Source organism: Variovorax sp. V15 (assembly GCF_041154425.1).
GTDB classification, from domain to species: domain Bacteria; phylum Pseudomonadota; class Gammaproteobacteria; order Burkholderiales; family Burkholderiaceae_C; genus Variovorax; species Variovorax guangxiensis.
In genome coordinates, this window is record NZ_AP028659.1 from 1,972,958 (window position 1) to 1,992,839 (window position 19,882).

Annotated in this window: 22 protein-coding genes and 3 tRNA genes; 18 read left to right on the forward strand and 7 right to left on the reverse strand. The window is 66.5% G+C overall.

What is annotated here, in order from left to right; translation table 11 throughout:
* The first annotated feature begins 7 nt into the window (after positions 1-7).
* A complete protein-coding gene (locus ACAM57_RS09385) occupies positions 8-844 on the forward strand; it encodes a hypothetical protein (protein ID WP_369661463.1) in 837 nt (278 codons plus the stop codon).
* A gap of 71 nt (positions 845-915) precedes the next feature.
* On the opposite strand, the gene argG is transcribed toward ACAM57_RS09385, so the two are convergent.
* The 4 genes from argG to ACAM57_RS09405 all read right to left on the reverse strand — a co-directional run bounded on the left by argG (position 916) and on the right by ACAM57_RS09405 (position 3,896).
* A complete protein-coding gene (gene argG / locus ACAM57_RS09390; RefSeq protein WP_126025272.1) occupies positions 916-2,256 on the reverse strand; it encodes an argininosuccinate synthase in 1,341 nt (446 codons plus the stop codon).
* Between the two features lie 158 nt (positions 2,257-2,414).
* Positions 2,415-2,741 (reverse strand): pyrimidine/purine nucleoside phosphorylase, encoded by a 327-nt coding sequence (locus ACAM57_RS09395; protein WP_126025273.1) that lies wholly within the window; start codon positions 2,739-2,741, stop codon positions 2,415-2,417.
* Between the two features lie 125 nt (positions 2,742-2,866).
* Positions 2,867-3,484, reverse strand: coding sequence for a hypothetical protein (locus tag ACAM57_RS09400; RefSeq protein ID WP_369661464.1), 618 nt, complete (start codon positions 3,482-3,484; stop codon positions 2,867-2,869).
* A 58-nt stretch (positions 3,485-3,542) separates the two neighbouring features.
* Positions 3,543-3,896 carry an ArsC family reductase gene (locus ACAM57_RS09405; RefSeq protein WP_126025275.1) on the reverse strand — a complete coding sequence of 118 codons (354 nt, stop codon included), beginning with the start codon at positions 3,894-3,896 and terminating at the stop codon, positions 3,543-3,545.
* Between the two features lie 36 nt (positions 3,897-3,932).
* Here ACAM57_RS09405 and folC point away from each other — a divergent pair, with 36 nt between their 5' ends.
* The 10 genes from folC to ACAM57_RS09455 all read left to right on the forward strand — a co-directional run bounded on the left by folC (position 3,933) and on the right by ACAM57_RS09455 (position 12,244).
* The gene (gene folC / locus ACAM57_RS09410; RefSeq protein ID WP_184641682.1) at positions 3,933-5,240 is read left to right on the forward strand and encodes a bifunctional tetrahydrofolate synthase/dihydrofolate synthase; all 1,308 of its coding nucleotides are present in this window, start codon (positions 3,933-3,935) and stop codon (positions 5,238-5,240) included.
* A 61-nt stretch (positions 5,241-5,301) separates the two neighbouring features.
* The gene (locus tag ACAM57_RS09415) at positions 5,302-6,177 is read left to right on the forward strand and encodes an SPOR domain-containing protein (protein ID WP_369661465.1); all 876 of its coding nucleotides are present in this window, start codon (positions 5,302-5,304) and stop codon (positions 6,175-6,177) included.
* A gap of 21 nt (positions 6,178-6,198) precedes the next feature.
* On the forward strand, positions 6,199-6,684 hold the full coding sequence (locus tag ACAM57_RS09420) for a CvpA family protein (RefSeq protein ID WP_184641684.1): 486 nt from the start codon (positions 6,199-6,201) through the stop codon (positions 6,682-6,684).
* 12 nt (positions 6,685-6,696) lie between these two features.
* On the forward strand, positions 6,697-8,199 hold the full coding sequence (gene purF, locus ACAM57_RS09425) for an amidophosphoribosyltransferase (RefSeq protein ID WP_184641685.1): 1,503 nt from the start codon (positions 6,697-6,699) through the stop codon (positions 8,197-8,199).
* Between the two features lie 13 nt (positions 8,200-8,212).
* The gene (locus ACAM57_RS09430) at positions 8,213-9,439 is read left to right on the forward strand and encodes an O-succinylhomoserine sulfhydrylase (protein WP_369661466.1); all 1,227 of its coding nucleotides are present in this window, start codon (positions 8,213-8,215) and stop codon (positions 9,437-9,439) included.
* 4 nt (positions 9,440-9,443) lie between these two features.
* Positions 9,444-10,832 (forward strand): glutamate--tRNA ligase, encoded by a 1,389-nt coding sequence (gltX, locus tag ACAM57_RS09435; protein WP_369661467.1) that lies wholly within the window; start codon positions 9,444-9,446, stop codon positions 10,830-10,832.
* Positions 10,833-10,867: 35 nt separating this feature from the next.
* A tRNA-Ala gene (locus tag ACAM57_RS09440) sits at positions 10,868-10,943 on the forward strand.
* A gap of 48 nt (positions 10,944-10,991) precedes the next feature.
* Positions 10,992-11,067, forward strand: a tRNA-Glu gene (locus tag ACAM57_RS09445).
* Between the two features lie 69 nt (positions 11,068-11,136).
* A tRNA-Asp gene (locus ACAM57_RS09450) sits at positions 11,137-11,213 on the forward strand.
* A gap of 653 nt (positions 11,214-11,866) precedes the next feature.
* Positions 11,867-12,244 (forward strand): HU family DNA-binding protein, encoded by a 378-nt coding sequence (locus ACAM57_RS09455; protein ID WP_126025297.1) that lies wholly within the window; start codon positions 11,867-11,869, stop codon positions 12,242-12,244.
* Positions 12,245-12,356: 112 nt separating this feature from the next.
* On the opposite strand, the gene ACAM57_RS09460 is transcribed toward ACAM57_RS09455, so the two are convergent.
* Positions 12,357-12,566: a hypothetical protein gene (locus tag ACAM57_RS09460; protein ID WP_126025282.1), complete on the reverse strand. Its 210-nt coding sequence runs from the start codon at positions 12,564-12,566 to the stop codon at positions 12,357-12,359.
* Positions 12,567-12,739: 173 nt separating this feature from the next.
* Between ACAM57_RS09460 and ACAM57_RS09465 the strand changes: the two genes are divergently transcribed.
* Positions 12,740-13,210: a hypothetical protein gene (locus ACAM57_RS09465; RefSeq protein WP_369661468.1), complete on the forward strand. Its 471-nt coding sequence runs from the start codon at positions 12,740-12,742 to the stop codon at positions 13,208-13,210.
* A gap of 101 nt (positions 13,211-13,311) precedes the next feature.
* Complete coding sequence (locus ACAM57_RS09470; RefSeq protein WP_369661469.1) at positions 13,312-15,144, forward strand: bifunctional UDP-sugar hydrolase/5'-nucleotidase; 1,833 nt, start codon at positions 13,312-13,314, stop codon at positions 15,142-15,144.
* Between the two features lie 33 nt (positions 15,145-15,177).
* Here ACAM57_RS09470 and ACAM57_RS09475 read toward each other — a convergent pair whose 3' ends face one another.
* Positions 15,178-15,855, reverse strand: a complete 678-nt coding sequence (locus tag ACAM57_RS09475) for a DUF418 domain-containing protein (RefSeq protein ID WP_369661470.1) — start codon at positions 15,853-15,855, stop codon at positions 15,178-15,180.
* 266 nt (positions 15,856-16,121) lie between these two features.
* On the opposite strand from ACAM57_RS09475, the gene ACAM57_RS09480 reads away from it, so the two are divergent.
* The gene (locus ACAM57_RS09480) at positions 16,122-16,709 is read left to right on the forward strand and encodes a YSC84-related protein (protein WP_126025286.1); all 588 of its coding nucleotides are present in this window, start codon (positions 16,122-16,124) and stop codon (positions 16,707-16,709) included.
* 34 nt (positions 16,710-16,743) lie between these two features.
* On the opposite strand, the gene ACAM57_RS09485 is transcribed toward ACAM57_RS09480, so the two are convergent.
* Positions 16,744-17,610 carry a plasmid replication/partition related protein gene (locus ACAM57_RS09485; protein ID WP_369661471.1) on the reverse strand — a complete coding sequence of 289 codons (867 nt, stop codon included), beginning with the start codon at positions 17,608-17,610 and terminating at the stop codon, positions 16,744-16,746.
* 209 nt (positions 17,611-17,819) lie between these two features.
* Here ACAM57_RS09485 and ACAM57_RS09490 point away from each other — a divergent pair, with 209 nt between their 5' ends.
* The 4 genes from ACAM57_RS09490 to ACAM57_RS09505 all read left to right on the forward strand — a co-directional run bounded on the left by ACAM57_RS09490 (position 17,820) and on the right by ACAM57_RS09505 (position 19,843).
* Positions 17,820-18,350, forward strand: coding sequence for a sigma-70 family RNA polymerase sigma factor (locus ACAM57_RS09490; protein WP_126025288.1), 531 nt, complete (start codon positions 17,820-17,822; stop codon positions 18,348-18,350).
* Positions 18,351-18,386: 36 nt separating this feature from the next.
* Complete coding sequence (locus tag ACAM57_RS09495; protein WP_369661472.1) at positions 18,387-18,635, forward strand: FecR/PupR family sigma factor regulator; 249 nt, start codon at positions 18,387-18,389, stop codon at positions 18,633-18,635.
* Between the two features lie 189 nt (positions 18,636-18,824).
* Positions 18,825-19,073 (forward strand): MbtH family NRPS accessory protein, encoded by a 249-nt coding sequence (locus ACAM57_RS09500; RefSeq protein WP_126025290.1) that lies wholly within the window; start codon positions 18,825-18,827, stop codon positions 19,071-19,073.
* A gap of 20 nt (positions 19,074-19,093) precedes the next feature.
* Positions 19,094-19,843: a thioesterase II family protein gene (locus ACAM57_RS09505; protein ID WP_369661473.1), complete on the forward strand. Its 750-nt coding sequence runs from the start codon at positions 19,094-19,096 to the stop codon at positions 19,841-19,843.
* Positions 19,844-19,882: the final 39 nt, after the last annotated feature.

The window sequence follows — 19,882 nt, forward strand, 5'->3', positions numbered from 1 at the left end:
CGCCAGCATGGACCTCGACTTCCTGCACCTGAATTTCCGCCGCCGCATCGGCGCCCTCGTCTGGGCCCGCCGGGCAGTGCCCGTGGTCGCGCTGCTGGCGCTCTTGCTCGGAACGCGGCGCTGGGGCTCGATGGTGGCGGTGATCGTGTTCGCGCTGCTGTTCGCGGCGGTGCTCAAGTTCCTCGAGACCAGCCTGCGGCGCCAGTTCATCCGCGAGGCGCGGCTGCCGCCCTTCCTGGTCGGCAAGCTGTGCCAGGCGCATCCGCAGCTCAGCCGGCGCGACGCCGAACTGGTGCTGCGCGGCCTGCGCCAGTTCTTCATGGCGCACCTGCGCAGCGACCGCAAGTTCGTGGCCATGCCCTCGAAGGTGGTCGACACGGCCTGGCACGAGTTCATCCTGCACACGCAGGGCTACCAGAACTGGTGCAAGGCGGCCTTCGGCGGCATGCTGCACCACAGCCCTGCCGAAGTGCTTGGCCGGGACCCCAAGCGCAACGACGGCCTGCGCCGCACCTGGTACTGGGCCTGCAAGGAAGAGAGCATCGATCCGCGCAAGCCCGCGCGGCTGCCGCTGCTGTTCGCGCTGGACATCAAGTTCGCCATCGAAGGCGGCTTTCACTACATACCCGACTGCCGGGCGGTCGAGCGGCACATCGGCTCGGATGCCCATTGCGGCACCAGCTTCGGCGATTCGTCATCGGACAGCGGCAGCTCGGGCGACGCAGGCGGCTTCGGCGGGAGCGAGTCGTCGAGCAGCAGCGGTGATGGCGGCTCCGGCGACGGAGGCTCGTCCGATGGCGGTGGCGGGTGTGGAGGCGGCTGCGGTGGAGGCGGCGGGGACTGAACCCTGCGCATTACCCATGAAAAACGGGCCCCGAGGGGCCCGTTGTCATTGGAGGCTTTGATCGCCGTCGACTAGCTCGCGTCGCCGTCGTTCGCCAGCTTCGGCAGCGCGGCGCCTTCGGTCGACGACAGCAGGCCGGTCTGGGTGTAGATGCCCAGCTTCTCGCGCGTGTCGGCGATGTCGAGGTTGCGCATCGTCAGCTGGCCGATGCGGTCCAGCGGCGTGAACGCGCCTTCGACCTTCTCCATGCTCAGGCGCTCGGGCTTGTAGGTGAGGTTGGCCGACTCGGTGTTCATGATCGAGTAGTCGTTGCCGCGGCGCAGCTCGACCGTCACCTCGCCGGTGATGGCGCGCGCCACCCAGCGCTGGGCCGTCTCGCGCAGCATGATGGCCTGCGGGTCGAACCAGCGGCCCTGGTAGAGCAGGCGGCCCAGCTTGCGGCCGTTCTCGCGGTACTGCTCGATGGTGTCTTCGTTGTGGATGCCGGTGACCAGGCGCTCGTAGGCGATGAACAGCAGCGCAAGGCCGGGAGCCTCGTAGATGCCGCGGCTCTTGGCCTCGATGATGCGGTTCTCGATCTGGTCGCTCATGCCCAGGCCGTGGCGGCCGCCGATGCGGTTGGCTTCGAGGATCAGCTCGACCAGGTTCGAGTAGCGCACGCCGTTCAGCGCGACCGGCACGCCTTCCTCGAAGCGCACCGATACCGTCTCGCGCTTGACCTCGACCTCGTCCTTCCAGAAGGCGACGCCCATGATGGGCTGCACGATGGTGATGCCGCTGTTCAGGTGCTCCAGGTCCTTGGCTTCGTGCGTGGCGCCGAGCATGTTGGAGTCGGTGGAGTACGCCTTCTCGGCCGACATCTTGTAGGCGAAGCCGGCCTTCTGCATGAACGCCGACATCTCGGCGCGGCCGCCCAGCTCGTCGATGAAGACCTGGTCGAGCCAGGGCTTGTAGATCTTGAGGGCGGGGTTGGTCAGCAGGCCGTAGCGGTAGAAGCGCTCGATGTCGTTGCCCTTGTAGGTGCTGCCGTCGCCCCAGATGTGGACGTCGTCTTCCTTCATGGCCGACACGAGCATGGTGCCGGTGACGGCGCGGCCCAGCGGCGTGGTGTTGAAGTAGGTGACGCCGGCGGTGGTGACGTGGAATGCGCCGGCCTGCAGGGCGGCGATGCCTTCGTTGGCCAGCTGCGCGCGGCAGTCGATCAGGCGGGCGTTCTCTGCGCCGTAGAGCATCGCCTTGCGGGGGATCTCGTCGTAGTCGGGCTCGTCGGGCTGGCCGAGGTTGGCGGTGTAGGCGTAGGGGATCGCGCCCTTGTTGCGCATCCAGTGGAGCGCCGCGCTGGTGTCCAGGCCGCCGGAGAAGGCGATGCCGACCTTCTGGCCGGCGGGAACGTTTTGGAGGATGGTCGACATGTTGGGGGTTCCGTTGGTGGTGGCGCGGTTCAATGGTTCATGGCTTTCGTGGCGCGGCTCTTTGCCCGGGATACCGTGGAACCGGCTTTGCCGGGCCACCGGTATCGCCCCCTGCAAGGGGGTGGGAGAAGCGACACGAAGTGCGCGAAGCCTGGGGTTTACCCAAAATGACAGATGTAGCTATAGGGCTCGCCCGTCACGCGGATCTTGAAGCTCGAGTTGCCGGGCACGTTGAACTTCTGGCCGGGGCCCGAGGCGATCCATTCGTCGGTGCCCGCGAGCTGGTATTCGCAACTGCCGGCGGTGCCTTCCATGATTTCGGGAGCGCCGGTGTTGAAGGTGAGGGTGGACGGCAGGATCACGCCGACCGATTTCTTGGTGCCGTCCGCCAGCGTGAGGCTGTGGCTCACGCACTTGCCGTCGAAATACACATTGGCCTTGGTGGCCACTGCGGCGCTGTTCAGAGTGTCGGTAGTCGTCGTCATTGGGTGGCGCCGGCGCTTTGGCGGCCGGCGAATCGAGGACGCACCGCACCTGCGGCGCACCCGTCAAGGGTTGGAAAAGTCCTCGATTTTAGGGGCTCGGGGGCGGCGGCCCGCCAGCCCTCGCCTCAACGGTGCCAGCCGCCGCGATAGCCACCCCAGCCGCGATAGCCGTAGCCGCGGTAGTAGCCGCCGCCCCAGCCTCGCGAATAGCCGAGGTTCAGCGAGATGCCGACCGGCGGGTAGACGTAGGGATAGGCATAGGGGTACGTATAGGCCGGCTCCACGTAGACGGGGGCGGGAGCGGTGTACACGGGCGCCGGCTGGTAGACCGGCGCGGGGGCGCTGGAGACGACGACGCCGGCCTCGGGAACCACGCTGTCCCATGGCGAGCCACCGGACTGCGGGGCGTAGCTGCCGCCGTTGTTGGCCTCGACCGGGTAGGCCTGCAGCTGCGGCTGCGGTGTCACCGGGGAGGTCGTCACGCCGGTCACGCCATACGCGCCGGCCTGGATCGGAATGGTCGCTCCGGGCCGGGTGTTCATGCGGGTGGTGTACTGCCGGCCGTTGTATTCGTACGTGACGTTGTAGTTCACGTCGCTGCCGGTCGTTTCGCGGATCGGGGTGGCGGAGATCACCCGGGCCTGGACCACCTGGTTCTGCTGCGCATGAACGAGGCCGGTGCCGGCGGCCAGCATGCCGGCGACTGAAATGCCTGCGAGAGTGCGAAAAGTGCGATTGTTCATGGTGTGTCTCTCCTGCGGATCGAGGTTCGACGCCGGGCGGCAGGCCGGGTTCCGGGGTTTACACGGCGTTGACAGCCCAGGCGTCGGCGTCGAATCCCGCCGTAACGGGCTTTTTGGGCCCCCAGTTGACCACCGGCCGCTTGATCAGGCTGGGGTTGGCCAGCAGCACGGCGCGGGCGGAAACGGCGTCGACCACACCCTCGCGGGTGGCGTCGTCGAGCTTGCGCCAGGTGGTGCCCTTGCGGTTGACCAGGGCTTCCCAGCCGGGCTTCTTCAGCCACTGGTCGAGCTCGGCCTCGGGAACGCCCTGTTTCTTGAAGTCGTGGAAGGTGTATTCAATGCCGTGTTCGTCGAGCCAGGCGCGGGCGCGCTTGACGGTGTCGCAATTCGGAATGCCGTAGAGGGTTGTCATGGCCGCGATGATGCCCCGGCCGACGGGTCGGCGACAATGCCCGCCTCCATGGAAACCCTGAACGACTGGCTCGAGCGCGCCGAGCGGCTCCATCCCAAGAACATCGAGCTCGGACTCGAACGCGCCAAAGAGATGGCGCAGCGCCTCGGCCTGCGCTTCGCCTGCCCCGTGATCACGGTGGCGGGCACCAACGGCAAGGGCTCGACCTGCGCCATGCTCGAATCGATCCTGACGCACGCGGGCTACCGCACGGCGGTGTTCACCTCGCCGCACCTGGTGCGCTTCGAGGAGCGCCTGCGGCTGCAGGGCGAGGCTGTCGATGCTTCGAAACTGATAGCAAGCTTCGAGGTGGTGGAAAAGGCGCGCGGCGACATGCCGCTGACCTACTTCGAATTCACCACGCTCGGCATCCTGCACTGCATGACCGTGGAAAAGCCCGACGTGGCGATCCTCGAGGTGGGCCTGGGCGGCCGGCTCGACGCGGTCAACATCATCGACACCGACTGCGCAGTGATCACCAGCATCGACCTCGACCACATGGAATACCTCGGCCCCGACCGCGAGAGCATCGGCTTCGAGAAGGCCGGCATCATGCGCCCGGGCAAGCCCGCCATCGTGAGCGACCCGGTGCCGCCGCAGAGCGTGATCGACCATGCCAACTCGATCGGCGCCGACCTCTGGCGCTTCGGAACCGACTTCAACGTTGCGGGCGACAAGCAGCAGTGGGGCTGGTCGGGCCGCGGGCGGCGCTACAGCGGGCTGGCCTATCCGGCCCTGCGCGGCGCCAACCAGCTCATCAATGCGGCCGGCGTGCTGGCGGCGCTCGAGGCGCTGCGGCCACAACTGCCGATCACGGCGCAGGCCGTGCGTAACGGGCTCGCGATGGTCGAGCTGCCGGGCCGCTTCCAGATCGTCCCGGGCGAGCCCGCGCTGGTGCTCGACGTGGCGCACAACGCGCACGCCGTGGCCGCGCTGGCCGAGAACCTCGACGCGATGGGTTTCTACCCCACCACGCACGGCGTTTTCGGCGTGATGGCGGACAAGGACCTGGCCCCGATCCTCGCGCGCATCGGGCCGCTGATCGACCGCTGGTACTTCACCGACCTGCCTACGCCGCGCGCCGCCAAGGCGGCCGACCTGCTGGCCACCTGGCAGGCGCAGAACACGCGCACCGACGCCTCCGGCAGCGTGCATGCAGGGCCGATGGAGGCGCTGCGCGCGGCCATCGGGCAGGCAGGGCCCGCTGATAGAATCGTGGTCTTCGGATCGTTCTTCACCGTGGGTGGCGTCCTCGAAAACGGCACTCCCCGGCTGCAAGCCAAACACCTGTCGCCGGGCGGCTGATCGTCGGGTTGTACGCACCTTCTGGCACCACCTCGCTGCACTCCTCCAGGGATCGAACTTCATGGCGTTTTTCAAGTTCCGCACGCGCGGCCCGCAAGGCAACGAAGGACGAGGCGCCCCAGCCGCAGTCCCAGCGGAAAGTGTCGAAACCATGCGTCGGCGTGCGCGCCACCGGCTGCTCGGCGCGGCGGTGCTGGTGCTGCTCGGCGTGATCGGCTTCCCGCTGCTGTTCGATACCCAGCCGCGGCCGGTGTCGGTCGACATCCCCATCGAGATTCCGGACCGCAACAAGGTCAAGCCGCTGCCCGTGCCGGCAACGCCGGCGCCCGCCACCAGCAGCAACACGACGCCTGCCGCCCCCGACAACGGCAGCTCGCGCGTGGCATCCGCCTCGTCATCGAGCGGCATGATCACCGAAGCCGCGGACGGCACCGAGATCGACCCCGGCAAGCCGGTCGCCAGTTCCACCCAGGCCCCGGCGCCCGAGCGCAAGCCGGACCCCAAGCCAGAACCCAAACCTGAGCCGAAGCCCGAACCCAAGCCCGAGCACAAGCCGGAACCGAAACCGGAGCCCAAGCCGAAGCCGGAACCCAAGCCCGAAGCCAAGCCAAAAACCGCCGCCGTGGACGACGGCGCCCGCGCCCGCGCGCTGCTCGAGGGCAAGCCCGTCACCGCGGCCGCCGCCAAGCCCGCCGCTGCCGACGAGGGCGGCCGCTTCGTGGTGCAGGTCGGCGCCTTCGCCGACGCCGACAAGGCGCGCGAAGTGCGCCAGAAGCTCGAGAGGGCCGGTCTCAAGACCTATGTGCACGTGGCGAAGACTGCCGACGGCGAACGCACGCGTGTGCGTGTCGGCCCCTTCAGCTCGCGTGCCGAGGCCGACCGCGCGGCCGATAAGGTCAAGGGCTTGTCTTTGTCGGCCGCGATCCTCACGTTGTAAGAGTCGTCGCCAGCCGTTGCCGTGGCCTTGCTCGACTGGATCGCCGTCGCGCTCATCGGGGTGTCGATGCTTTTCGGCCTGATGCGCGGGCTGGTGTTCGAGGTGATTTCGCTGATCGGATGGGTGGCCGCCTTCATTGCAGCCCAGTGGCTGGCGTCGGACGTGGCGGCATGGTTGCCGTTCGGTGACCCGCAGGGAGCGTGGCGCTACCCGCTGGCCTTCGTGCTGGTGTTCGTGGCGGTGGTGTTCGGCGTGGGGCTGGTGGCAGCGCTCACGCGCAAGTTGATCACGGTCGTGGGTCTGCGGCCGGTGGACCGGATTCTGGGCGCGGCGTTCGGCGCGGCGCGGGGCGTGGTGGCCCTGCTCGTGTTCGCCGTCGTTGTCCATTTGCTGGTGTTGAGCGACAGTGCCTGGTGGCACGAATCGCGCAGCGCCATTGTTCTCGATGCGGCATTGCAGGGCCTCAAGCCCTCCCTGCCTGAAAAGTTGGCCAGCTACCTGCCCTAAGGGGAATCGTTCATGTGTGGAATCGTCGGCGTTGTCAGCAACGCACCCGTCAATCAGCTGCTCTATGACGCGCTGCTGCTCCTGCAGCACCGCGGCCAGGATGCCGCAGGCATCGTCACGCTGCAGGAACGCAAGTTCTTCATGCACAAGGCCAAGGGCATGGTCCGCGACGTGTTCCGCACGCGCAACATGCGCGCGCTGCCCGGCAGCGTGGGCCTGGGCCAGGTGCGCTACCCCACCGCCGGCAACGCCTACAGCGAGGAAGAGGCCCAGCCCTTCTACGTGAACGCGCCCTTCGGCATCGTGCTGGTGCACAACGGCAACCTGACCAACGCCCACGCGCTGCGCTCGGAGCTGTTCTCCACCGACCACCGCCACACCAACACCGAGAGCGACTCCGAAGTGCTGCTCAACGTGCTGGCCCATGAACTCGAGCGTGCCTCGCGCGGCGTGCCACTGCATCCGGCCGAGGTGTTCGCCGCCGTGAAGAGCATGCACAAGCGCCTGCGCGGCTCGTATGCCGTGGTGTCGCTCATCGCCGGCCACGGCCTGCTGGCTTTCCGCGACCCGTACGGCATCCGCCCGCTGTGCATGGGCCGCAGCGCCGACGGCACTGTGATGGTGGCGAGCGAATCGGTCGCGCTGGAGGGCTCGGGCCATACCTTCGAGCGCAACATCAACCCTGGTGAGGCCGTGTTCATCGACCTCGAGGGCAAGGTGCATTCGATGCAGTGCGCCGAGGCGCCGACGCTCAACCCCTGCATCTTCGAATTCGTCTACCTGGCCCGTCCGGACTCCGTGCTCGACGGCATCTCGGTCTACCAGGCGCGCCTGAACCTGGGCGAGACGCTGGCCAAGCGCGTCGTGTCGACCGTGCCGCCGAACCAGATCGACGTGATCATCCCGATCCCCGAGTCGAGCCGTCCGAGCGCCACGCAGCTCGCGCACCTGCTGGGCGTGCCGTACCGCGAAGGCTTCGTGAAGAACCGCTACGTCGGCCGCACCTTCATCATGCCGGGGCAGGGCGTGCGCAAGAAGTCGGTGCGCCAGAAGCTCAACGTGATCGGCAGCGAATTCAAGGGCCGCAACGTGCTGCTGGTCGACGACTCCATCGTGCGCGGCACCACCAGCCGCGAAATCGTGCAGATGGCGCGCGACGCCGGCGCCCGCAAGGTCTACCTGGCCAGCGCCGCGCCGCCGGTGCGCTATCCCAACGTCTACGGCATCGACATGCCGACCAAGGACGAGCTGGTTGCGCACGACCGCACCGTCGAGGAAATCCGCGAGCTGATCGGTTGCGACGCGCTGATCTACCAGGATGTCGATGCAATGAAGCGCGCCATCGGTTCACTGAACGGCAAGCTCGATGGTTTCGACGCCTCCTGCTTCGACGGCGTGTACGTGACCGGCGACATCGACACCGACGCCATCACCCGCATGAACGGCAACCGTCCACGCATCGAGGAGACCGAAGAGGATTCCTCGCGCCTCGCGCTTCCCAATCACAGCGAGTGAGAGAGCAGACGAAGTGACCGACGACGAAAGAACACTGCCGCCCGGGCTGCACCCCGAGACGCTCGCGCTGCGCACCGGTCTCGCGCCGAGCCAGTACGGCGAGCACTCCGACGCGCTCTTCCTGACCAGCGGCTTCGTGCAGCCCGACGCCGAAACCTCGATGCGCCGCTTCGCGGGCACCGAGCCTGGCTTCACCTACTCGCGCACCTCGAACCCGACCGTGACCAGCTTCGAGCAGCGCATCGCGGCGCTCGAAGGCACCGAGGCGGCGATCGGCGCATCGACCGGCATGGGCGCGATCCTCATGATGTGCATGGGCCTGCTGAAGGCCGGCGACCATGTGGTGTGCTCGCGCTCGGTGTTCGGCTCCACGCTGAACCTGTTCGGCAAGGAGTTCGCCAAGTTCGGCGTCGAGACCACCTTCGTGTCGCAGACCGACGTCGCCGAATGGCGCGCCGCCGTGAAGCCGAACACCAGGCTGCTGTTCGCCGAGACGCCGACCAATCCGCTCACGGAGGTCTGCGACATCCGTGCGCTGGCCGAGGTGGCGCATGCCGCGGGCGCGCTGCTGGCGGTCGACAACTGCTTCTGCACGCCTATCCTGCAGCGTCCGGCGGAGCTGGGGGCCGACCTCGTCATCCACTCGGGCACCAAGCACCTCGACGGGCAGGGCCGCGTGATGGCAGGTGCGATCTGCGGTCCCTCGAAGCTCATCGTCGACGTGTTCGGCCCCATCGTGCGCACCGCCGGCATGGCGCTGGCGCCGTTCAACGCGTGGGTCGTGCTCAAGGGCATCGAGACGCTCGGCATCCGCATGAAGGCGCATTGCGCCAACGCGATGGAGATCGCGCAGTGGCTCGAGAAGCAGCCGGGCATCTCGCGCGTGTACTACCCGGGGCTGGCTTCGCATGCGCAGCACGAGCTGGCCATGCGGCAACAGTCGGGGCAGGGCGGGGCGGTGGTGTCCTTCGACGTGGTCGGCGACTCGCCCGAGACGGCACGTGTCAATGCCTTCCACGTCATGAACAGCACGCGCGTCGTGAGCCGCGCCACCAACCTGGGCGACGTGAAGACCATCATCACGCACCCCGGCACCACCTCGCATGGCCGCCTGACAGAGGCGCAGCGCCAGGCCGCGGGCATCGGCCAGGGGCTGATCCGCCTCGCGGTCGGCCTCGAGCATGTCGAAGACATCAAGGCCGACATCGCGCGCGGCCTGAGCACCCTGAATCCACGATAACGAAATGACCGGCAAAGTACGCACCCGCATCGCACCATCCCCCACGGGCTTTCTTCACCTGGGCACGGCTCGCACGGCCCTCTACTCGTGGGCCTATGCGCGCCACTACGGCGGCGAGTTCGTGCTGCGCATCGAGGACACCGACGTGGCCCGCTCCACGCAGGACTCGACCGACCAGATCCTCGCGTCGATGCACTGGCTCGGCCTCGAATACGACGAAGGCCCGATCTACCAGATGCAGCGCCTGGAGCGCTACCGCGAAGTGATCGCGCAGATGCTCGCGGCGGGCACCGCCTACTACTGCTATTGCACGCCTGCGGAACTCGAGGAGATGCGCGAGGCGCAACGTGCACGCGGCGAGAAGACGCTATACGACCGCCGCTGGCGCCCCGAACCGGGCAAGGTGCTGCCGCCCGTGCCCGAAGGCGTGCCGCCGGTGGTGCGCTTCTGCAATCCGCCCGAGGGCGACGTGACGTGGAACGACCTCGTGAAGGGCGAGATCACCATCAACAACCGCGAGATCGACGACCTCATCATCCTGCGGCCCGACGGTGTGCCGACCTACAACTTCGCGGTGGTGGTCGACGACTGGGACATGAACATCACGCACGTGTTCCGCGGCGACGAGCACATCAACAACACGCCGTGGCAGATCAACATCTTCCGCGCGCTGGGGGCGCAGCTGCCCGAATTCGGCCACGTGCCGGTGATTCTTGGCGACGACGGACAGAAGCTCTCGAAGCGCCGCGGCGCAGTGAGCGTCACGGCCTATGAAGACAACGGCTACCTGCCGGAAGCGATGCTCAACTATCTCGCGCGCCTGGGCTGGAGCCACGGCGACAACGAGCTCTTCACGCGCGAGCAGATGGTGAGCTGGTTCGACGGTTCGCACCTGTCGAAGAGTCCCGCGCAGTGGGATGCGGCGAAGCTCGCGTGGGTCAACGCGCAGTACATCAAGGCGAAGAGCGGCGATGAACTCGCACCGCTCGTTGCAGCGCAGCTGCACAAGCGCGGCATCGTTGCGGACGAGCGCCTGCCCGCGATCTGCGCGCTCTTCAAGGATCGCTGCGACACGATGGTGGCGCTGGCCGACTGGGCTGCTGCGTTCTATGCGGACATCACCGTGACCGAAGCCGATCGCGCACAGCACATCACCGATGCAGTGAAGCCCGCAATCGCAACGCTTGCAGAAAAAATGATGACGGTCGCGTGGGATAAGGCCTCGATCGCAGTTATGATCAAGGAAGTCCTCGCGACACACGCATTGAAGATGCCGGTGTTAGCGATGCCAGTACGAGTGCTTGTGATGGGAACACCGCAAACACCGTCCTTGGATTCAGTCCTCGAAATTTTTTCCCGCGAAAAAGTTATCGAACGATTGAGAAAGGCCTGAAATTCGGGCTATAATCTGAGGCTCGACACCCACACGGGGGTATAGCTCAGCTGGGAGAGCGCTTGCATGGCATGCAAGAGGTCAGCGGTTCGATCCCGCTTACCTCCACCAGAGTGTCGAGAAGGTATGAGATGCTGATCGCAGCACGTCCAAGGTTTTGACCCTATCGTCTAGAGGCCTAGGACACCACCCTTTCACGGTGGCTACCGGGGTTCGAATCCCCGTAGGGTCGCCAGTTTCACTTCAGTGAAGCAGGCACGAGTCGTCAACACTCGGTTCCGCGAGGAGCGAACGTTGTCTACCAGGAGTGGTAGTTCAGTTGGTTAGAATACCGGCCTGTCACGCCGGGGGTCGCGGGTTCGAGTCCCGTCCACTCCGCCAGTCAGAAGCCCCTGCAGCCAAAAGCTGCAGGGGCTTTTCACTTTCTGGCTTCTACCTGTTTCTTTGCTTCCCCATTCTTCCCCCCATTCGTCCGCTGATCTGCGCATGTCTGTTGCCTCATGGCTACGAGGCGCCGTGCGTTTGTCGCATGGGACGTGCGGCGTGTCGAATGCATCCACGATCAGGTTCGGGTGCGAGTTCAGGATGCGCCTGCTCAGGGAGAGCATCGGTAGAGATGCTCGATGCTTGGTCCACTGATGCTGTTGGAGAGCAACGTAGCGGACACGCGCTCGATACGTAGCTTCATCGCTGCGGTAGCTTCACCATGACAGCGGCATCGGAGAGCCGCGGCAGCCTTCACGAGTGCAGTGCCATCAAATCTCCTCGGAGAACTTCGTTGCGGCCCGGCGTACTGGTCATCGCGCGGGGCGCGATTTTTCTCGCTGATCTATGGTCATTCGCGACATGGATCCCTCGCCGACATGCAGGCACAAGACCTCCTCGAAGACCGAATGAGGCAAATCAACGACAACTCGAAGCGACCGCGTTACATCCGGGCTCTCGCAGTCGAATAAACTCCCGCCCGCTTGCAGCGTGATTCGTGCTGCGCCGCCATAGGCAACATGGCGAAATCAAACTTATTAGGAACTCAGTTGAACCGCATCGAACTCGTCGAAAAAATCGCCGCCGCCCATAACCTCAGCAAGGCAGAAGCCGCGCGCGTCCTCGAGACCATCACCAGCTCGATCGTCGCCGCCGTGAAGAAGGACGACCCCGTCCAGATCGTCGGCTTCGGTACTTTCAAGCAAGTGGCGCGCGCCGCACGCTCGGGCTTCAACCCCAGCGCCGGCACCAAGATCAAGATCGCTGCACAGAAGGTGCCGAAGTTCGTGCCGGGCGCGGCCTTCAAGGCCGCCGTGGACCCCAAGGCTGCAAAGCGCAAGGCCGACAGCAAGGCTGTGGCTGCCAAGCCCGCAGCGAAGAAGGCCGCCGCTCCCGCCAAGAAGGCCGTGGCTGCCAAGAAGAAGTAAGAAAGAAGCGGTGACGCAGGCATCCCGGCCGTGCGTCGAGGATGCTCCATAAGAAACGGCCCCTCGGGGCCGTTTTTTATTGGTCGGTCGGCTTGGCTGCCGCCGGCACATTTCAGTCGGGCTGGATCACGCCCTCGTTCAGGTAGCGCTGGTACTCGGCGATCGGTATCGCCGTCGTCTGCATGCTGCCGGCATCGCCCCAGCTCAGCACGGCGCTGTCGGGCGCCAACTGGATTTCGATGGGGCCTTGGGGAATGAGGATCAGGGGGCCATCGCCGGCCCGGTATTCGACATTTCCTGTGACTTTCGCATTGGCTGCCATGTTCGTTCCTCGGGGTGTTGGGGAATGCGGGGGACGGAACTCAAGCGTATAGGAATCCGGTGATCCGCGGATGCGCCGGCATGCGCTTATCCGTGTAGGCCGAATGGCTGTCCGTCGACTGCAGCCGATCGTCACACCTGCGTCATGCGCAGCGTGGCACCCTCGCGCCTCGAATGACGAAGCGCATCAGCATTCTTCTTGCAGCGATCGCCGGCCTTGCCATCCTGGCAATGGGTATCGCTTGGCGCGTTGGGGCCGCCGGTGAACCGCAAGCCAGTGCGGCCGAGTCGGCTTCGTCGCTCGAGATCCGCTGGCACGGCGGCGGCATCGTGCTTCAGGGCACGGTGCAAGACGCAGCTACGCAGCAAGTGCTTGCGCAAGGCGCCGCAGCCCGCCTGGGCGGCGAGAGCGACCAGGTCACCGACTGGCTCGACATCACGCCCGCCGCGCCGCCGGTGGCGGACGCTGCGGCGCTGGCCCGGCTCATCCAGCTCGGACAGGAAGGCTGGCACCTGCGGCGGCGCCCCACCGAAGGCTGGCTCGCCGTGCAGTCGCCGACCGACCAGCGCAGCATGGAGGCGAAGGCGCTCCTGCAGGCCGCCTTCGGCCCCGGCGTTGCGATCCGCATCGTCCAGTTGCCCTGAAACGGCTGCCGATCTCCTGACGCCACGGCAGGGCCTTCACGGCCTCGTCATGCGCGGTGGCCAGCATCCGCTGCGTTACCAAACAAGGAGAGAGGTTTCCCATGCATGCATCGTTGAAGCACTTCGCCCTTGCCGGCGTGGTGGTGGCCACCCTGACCGCCTGCGGCGGCAGCGGCAACTCGAACAATTTCATTCCCTTCGTGCCGCCTCCCACGGCGAGCAATCCGCCTGCACCGGCTCCGGCGCCCGCTGCGCCGGGCACCATCGACGTCAAGCTCATCGCCTTCAACGACCTGCACGGCAACCTCGAGCCGCCGAAGCTGTCGATCAACGCGCCGGCGAAGGCGGGCGGCACGGTGGCGGTGCCCGCCGGCGGCGCGGCCTACATGGCTTCCGCCATCGCCTCGCTGAAGGCGAAGAATCCGAACAACGCCGTGGTGTCGGCCGGCGACATGATCGGCGCGTCGCCGCTGGTCTCGGCACTCTTCCTCGACGAATCGACCATCGAAGCCGTCAACGCGATGAAGATCGACTTCAACGCGGTCGGCAACCACGAGTTCGACAAGGGCCAGACCGAGCTGCTGCGCATGAAGAACGGCGGCTGCGCGAAGAACACCGCGCTCGAGCCCTGCCGCGTGAACAAGAGCTTCCCGGGCGCCAACTTCGGCTTTCTCGCGGCCAACACGGTGAAGACCGACGGCAACACGCTGTTTCCCGCCACCGGCATGAAGAGCTTCACGAGGGACGGCGCCACGGTGAAGGTGGCCTTCATCGGCATGACGCTGAAGGGCACGCCGAACATCGTGACGCCCGCCGGTGTTGCCGGACTGAGCTTCAAGGACGAAGCCGATACGGCCAACGCGCTGATTCCCCAGCTGAAGTCGCAGGGCGCCGACGCCATCGTCGTCGTCATCCACGAAGGCGGCACCACCACCGTGGGCTACAACGACAAGAGCTGCGCCGGCCTGAGCGGCGACATCCTGCCGATCCTCAACAAGCTGGACGCGTCGGTCGACGTGGTGATCTCGGGACATACGCACCGCTCCTACATTTGCGACTACGCCAAGACCAACCCCGCCAAGCCCTTCCTGCTGACCAGCGCCGGCCAGTACGGCACGCTGCTGACCGACATCAACCTCACCATCGACACCAAGACCCGCAAGGTGACGGCAAAGAGCGCCGACAACGTGATCGTGCAGGGCGAGGCCTACACCAGCGGCTCGACCACTGTCGCGCTGACCGACCAGTACCCCGTCTTCGGCAAGAACCAGGAAGTGGCTGCACTCATCAGCCAGTACCTCGCGATCGCCGGGCCGCTGGTGCAGCGCGTGGTGGGCTCGCTGACCGCCACTGCCACGCGCACGCAGACCGCGTCGAAGGAAAGCGTGCTGGGCAACCTGATCGCCGATGCGCAACTCGCCGCGACCACCCCCGCCGGCAAGGGCGCCGCGCAGATCGCCTTCATGAACCCGGGCGGCGTGCGTGCCGACCTCGCGCCCGCCGGCGACGGCAGCGTGACCTACGGCCAGATCTTCGCCGTGCAGCCCTTCGGCAACAGCCTGGTGGTGAAGACCATGACCGGCGCGCAGATCAAGGCGGTGCTCGAACAGCAGTTCAACAGCGGTTCCAACACCACGAGCGCGCCCAAGGTGCTGCTGCCCTCCAACGGCTTCAGCTACACCTACAACCTGTCGCAGCCTGCCGGATCGCGCATCAGCAACATGTCGCTCAACGGCACCGCGATGACCGATGGCACCAGCTACCGCGTGACCATGAACAGCTTCCTGGCCACCGGCGGCGACAACTTCACCGCCTTCAACCAGGGGACGGACACGCTGGGCGGCGACCAGGACGTGGATGCCCTGGAGGCCTACATCAAGGCCAACAGTCCGCTGACGCCGCCGGCGACCGACCGCATCACGGTCGTGCCTTGACAGGCGGGTGGTGAATGCGAGGACAGGCCGCGCTCAGCCGGCCTGTCCTTCAGATACCAGGCCGTGCCAAACCGGCGCGACCGGAACTCTGCGAGTGCGGGCCAGCCATCGGCAGCTGAGCACCGCCTGCAGCGCCGGCAGTGCGGCGAAGGGCACGGCAACCCCCAGCAGGAGCCCGAAACGCGGCTCCAGCGCATGGAACAGCACCGTTGCGGCCAGCACTTGCAGCAGCCAGTTCGTCAGTGCGATGCAGCCCATGGGCGCGAGCTTGCGCAGCCATTGCCGCCAGCGCGCCTGCTGGAACAGCAGAACGAAGGCCGCCATGCAGCAGATGAAGAGGGCTGCTGCCAGCGGTGCGAGTCGCTGCAGCAGCAGGGCCGCGATGATGCCGGTGACCGCGGCCGTCTTCAGCAGCCGAACCCACAGCCGTCGATAGGCGACGGACTCCAGCAGCATGCGCCGCGCGAGCACGCGCCAGGCGGCCGGCTTCTTGCCAGGCCGATCCGCCCGCATCGCGAAGCTCATGCCGAAGAGCAGCGAAAGCAGCGCAGCCGACGACACGGCGAATTCGAGTGCCGACGCGCCGAGCAGGCCGAGCATCGGCATGAGGAACAGCACGAAGCCGCGCAGTGCGTCCGGCAGTTCAGGTCGGCGGACGCTGCCGGCGCGCGGTTGGCGCGGCAGCATTCTTGCTGCGAGGTCGAATGTCATGGGGCGCGATGTCGGTTCGGATGCCAGATCGCGGAGGGCCGTGCGCAGCCATCCGCACCACAGCCGCGATGCTACGAATCACCATTGCACGAACATTGCGCGCCGGCCGCGGGTGCGCCGCGAAGGTTCATCGATGCCGTGACCTCGCGTAGGCCGATGCCTTCAACTCGATTTGCCCGGTTTTGACGGTCTTAGCATGGGCGAATCTGCCCACGGGCAGAGATCTCATTGCCGATCCATGTTCTTTTCAAAGGAAGGATTCCGTCATGAAAAAAGCCATGAACTTCCGGACGCTGGCGCTTTCGTCCCTCGTGGCGGCGTGCAGCCTGGCCTTCGTCGGGTGCACGACCACGCGGCCGCAGGACCAGGCCAGCAGCGCGTCTTCGCGCGCCTCCATCGATGCGCAGGTCGATGCTTCGCTGTCCAAGCTCTACGATTCGGTGAAGGGCTCGCGCGATCTGGTCGCCAAGTCCAGCGGCGTGCTGGTGTTTCCCGCCGTGGTGGGCGCCAGCATGGGCGTGGGCGCCGAGTACGGCCGGGGCGCCCTGCGCGTGAACGGGCGCACGCAGTCCTACTACAGCACCACCGCCGGGTCGGTGGGCTTCCAGGCCGGCGCGCAGTCGAAGGCAGTGATCTACCTGTTCAACACCCAGGCCGCGCTCGACAAGTTCCGCAGCAGCAAGGGTTGGACGGCCGGCGCCGACGCCACGGTGGCGCTCGCGACCATCGGCGCCAACGGCAGCATCGACACCAACACGCTGCGCCAGCCCGTGGTGGGTTTCGTGATGACCAACGTGGGGCTGGAAGCGGGCGTTTCGCTGTCGGGCGCGAAGATCAGCGAGATCCAGCCGTAGGAACTGCCTTCCTCATCCAGCCGGCTGCAGGCTCTCAGTGATCCAGCTGGGCCTGCAGCTCGGCAACCTGCCTGCGCAGTGATTCGTTCTCGGCCGTGAGTTCGGCCACGCGCTGCTGCAGCGCCTGCACCGTATCCGGGCTCGCGTCGTCGTCCGAAGATTGCTCGGCCGTTTCCGCACGCGGCTTCTTCTTCGACTCGCGCACGCGTTTTGCAGCCTGCTTGAGTTCATCCTTGCCCGCGTTCGCGGCCGAGACCTGTTCTTCGGCCGGCAGCGTGGCCACGGCCGCCGCGGTGTTGATCGAGATCACGCCCGACTTGACAGCGGCCACCAGTTCCGGCGCGGCCTGCTTCTGGATCTTCTCGATCATGCCGACCTGGCTGCTGCTCAGGCGGGCGGCTCTGGCGATGGCTTCGCGGCTGTTGAGCGGAGCGGGCGGGGGGAGAGGAACTGCCGCGGCGGCTTCTTCACCCGTAGCATCGGCGGGCGGATCGGCATCGAACGGGGGATCGTCCGAGGAAGAGGCAGGGGCAAGGGCGGAGGAGGCCGGCTCGGTCGCCGTGGCCAGGCGGCTGCGCTGCTGGTCGACGATGTCCTTCTTTCTCAGCGCGAGCACGCCGCGCAGGTAGTCGGAGATGCTGCGCCGGCCCAGGTGCTGGTCGATCATCCAGAGGTGCACGTCCTCGATGGTCTTGAAGCGCGGGTTCTGCACCGTCTTGAAGGGCAGGCCGTGCTTCTGGCAGATGCCGTAGCGGTTGTGGCCGTCCACCAGCACATCGCCCCACAGCACCAATGCGTCGCGGCAGCCCTCGGCCAGGATGCTCCGCTCCAGCGCCTCGTGTTCCTCCGGCGTCATGGGATCGATATAGGCTTTGAGTTCTTCGTTGACGACGATGTTCATGGGTGCGGAATCGGGCTAGGGGCGGCATTTTAGGTGGCCCCGCCGGGCCCTCCGGCGAGCGTTGAAGGCTGTCTCGGTTTCGGCCGTTCAAACGTCTTAATGGGTAAGAGATAAAGGGAGGAGCAACTGCGAAAGCGGGCCTTTTCTTGTCTAAAGATAGTAATAGTTCTTATTTGCATTATCTCGAATTGAATACTTCAGGAGTACCCATGGACATGTCGCTTCAGCCAGCCGAGCCCACGCTGGGAGAGGTCTTCATCGCAAACCGTGCCCAGCTCCAGCGCGTTGCGCAAAAAATCGTCCGTACCGCGGATCTCGCCGACGAAGTGCTGCAGGACGCCTACCTCAAGCTCGCCGACGGCGCCTGCGTGCGCGACGTGCGCAAGCCCCTCGGCTACTGCTGCCAGGTGGTGCGCAACGTGGCTTTCGACTACCACCGCCACAACTCCGTCGAGGCCACCTATCGCACCTACTGCGAAGACGTCGAACTGGTCAGCCCGCCCAGCAACGACGCGCCCGACCGCGTACTCGACGGCCGCCAGGCGCTGGCCGCGATCGACCGCGTGCTAGAGGCGCTGCCCGCGCGCACCCGCCTGGCCTTCGAGCTCAACCGCCTCAGCGGCATGACGCAACGGGAGATCGGCGTGCGTCTCGGCTGCTCCGCCACGCTGGTGAACTTCATGATCAAGGACGCCGACGCCGCCCTCGAAAGCTGCCGCTACCTCGTCCAGGGCGGCTGATTTTTCCGCCTCCCCGTCGGCGATACGATGTCGCCGATGACAAAGCAGGACAAGGACCACGACCCGGTCTGGCAGATCGCATGGACCTGGGTGCGCCGCCAGCATGAGCGCGGCGGCCTCGGCGAGGCGGCGGGCAGGGAGCTCGCGCAATGGCTCGCCGCCGATCCTCTTCACCGCAAGACATACGACGAGGCGGCCCGCCTCTGGCTGCTCGTGGGCCTCGTTCCGCCCGCCAACGACGTTCCCCCGCCCGACGACGGCCCGGGCGACTCCGCCGCGCGCTAGCCGCGGCCTTCTTTCCTTCCTCCTTCTTCCTTCCCTTTCCGCGCCGCGAGCCCTCGCGGCCGCGGCCGCGCGCGCCTGCGCAACGAGTGTCTCCCGACCCTAAACACGCGGCCTCCGTCCCCGTCATGTATCGCAAGGGCAGGCGCCTTCGCCTCGCTGCCGATCTCAACTACCCCAAGAGGACCGCACATGTCTACCAGCTGCTTCGACCGTGAGGACGAGACCTTCATCGTTCTCGTCAACCACGAAGAGCAATACTCGATCTGGCCGCAATGGAAGGCCGTGCCCGGCGGCTGGAAGGCCGTCGAAGGCGTCCAGGGCGACAAGAAGACCGTGCTCGAGTACGTAGAGAAAACCTGGACCGACATGCGCCCCAGGTCGCTGCGCGACTGGATGGCGCAGCAGGAAGACAGCAAGAGCGCTCCTGCCGCAGCCTGAAGCCATCCGAAGAAGAGCGAATGCAGGCGCCCCTTGCCCTGTTGTGCCTGCCATGCGCAGGCGCCAGCGCCACCATGTACCTGCGCTGGCGGCGGCTGCTGCCGCACTGGATCGAAGTCGTGCCGATGGAGCTGCCCGGCCGCGGCAGCCGCCTGGGCGAGGACTTCGTTGAAGACTTCGAATCGCTGGTCTCGCTCCTGTGCGCCGAGCACGATGCAGCGCTGCGCGGCAACTTCGCGCTCTTCGGCCACAGCATGGGCGCCCTGCTGGCGTGGGGCGTCGCGCAGCGCCTTCGTGCCGATGGCCGGCCCTTGCCGCGCGCGCTGCTCGTGTCCGGCAGCGCCGCGCCTTCGCAGCGCGACCCCGACCGCTTCGTCGACATGAATGACGACGCGGCCCTCGTCGGCGACCTGCGCAGGCAGGGCGGCACACCCGAGGAGCTCTTCGACAGCCCCGAGCTGCTGCGCATGACGCTCGACACCCTGGCCGCCGACTACCGCGTGTGCGAGAGCTTCGCGCATGCTGGCAATGCGCCGCTGCCTCTTCCCCTGCACGCCTTCTCCGGCCGGCAGGACGACATCGAGCCCTGGCGCATGGAGGCCTGGTCCGCCGAGACCTCCCGCGCCGGTTTCACGCTCGACTGGTTCGACGGCGGCCATTTCTTCATCCGGCAGCAGGAGGCCCAGGTGCTCGACGCGCTGGTGCGGCGCCTGGCCGGGCTGGCGGCGGGAGCGGAATTCCATGCGCCTCGTGCCCGTGCCCTTGCCTGACCTGCTGCCGCCGGGCTGCGCCGCCGCGCGGGCCCGGCA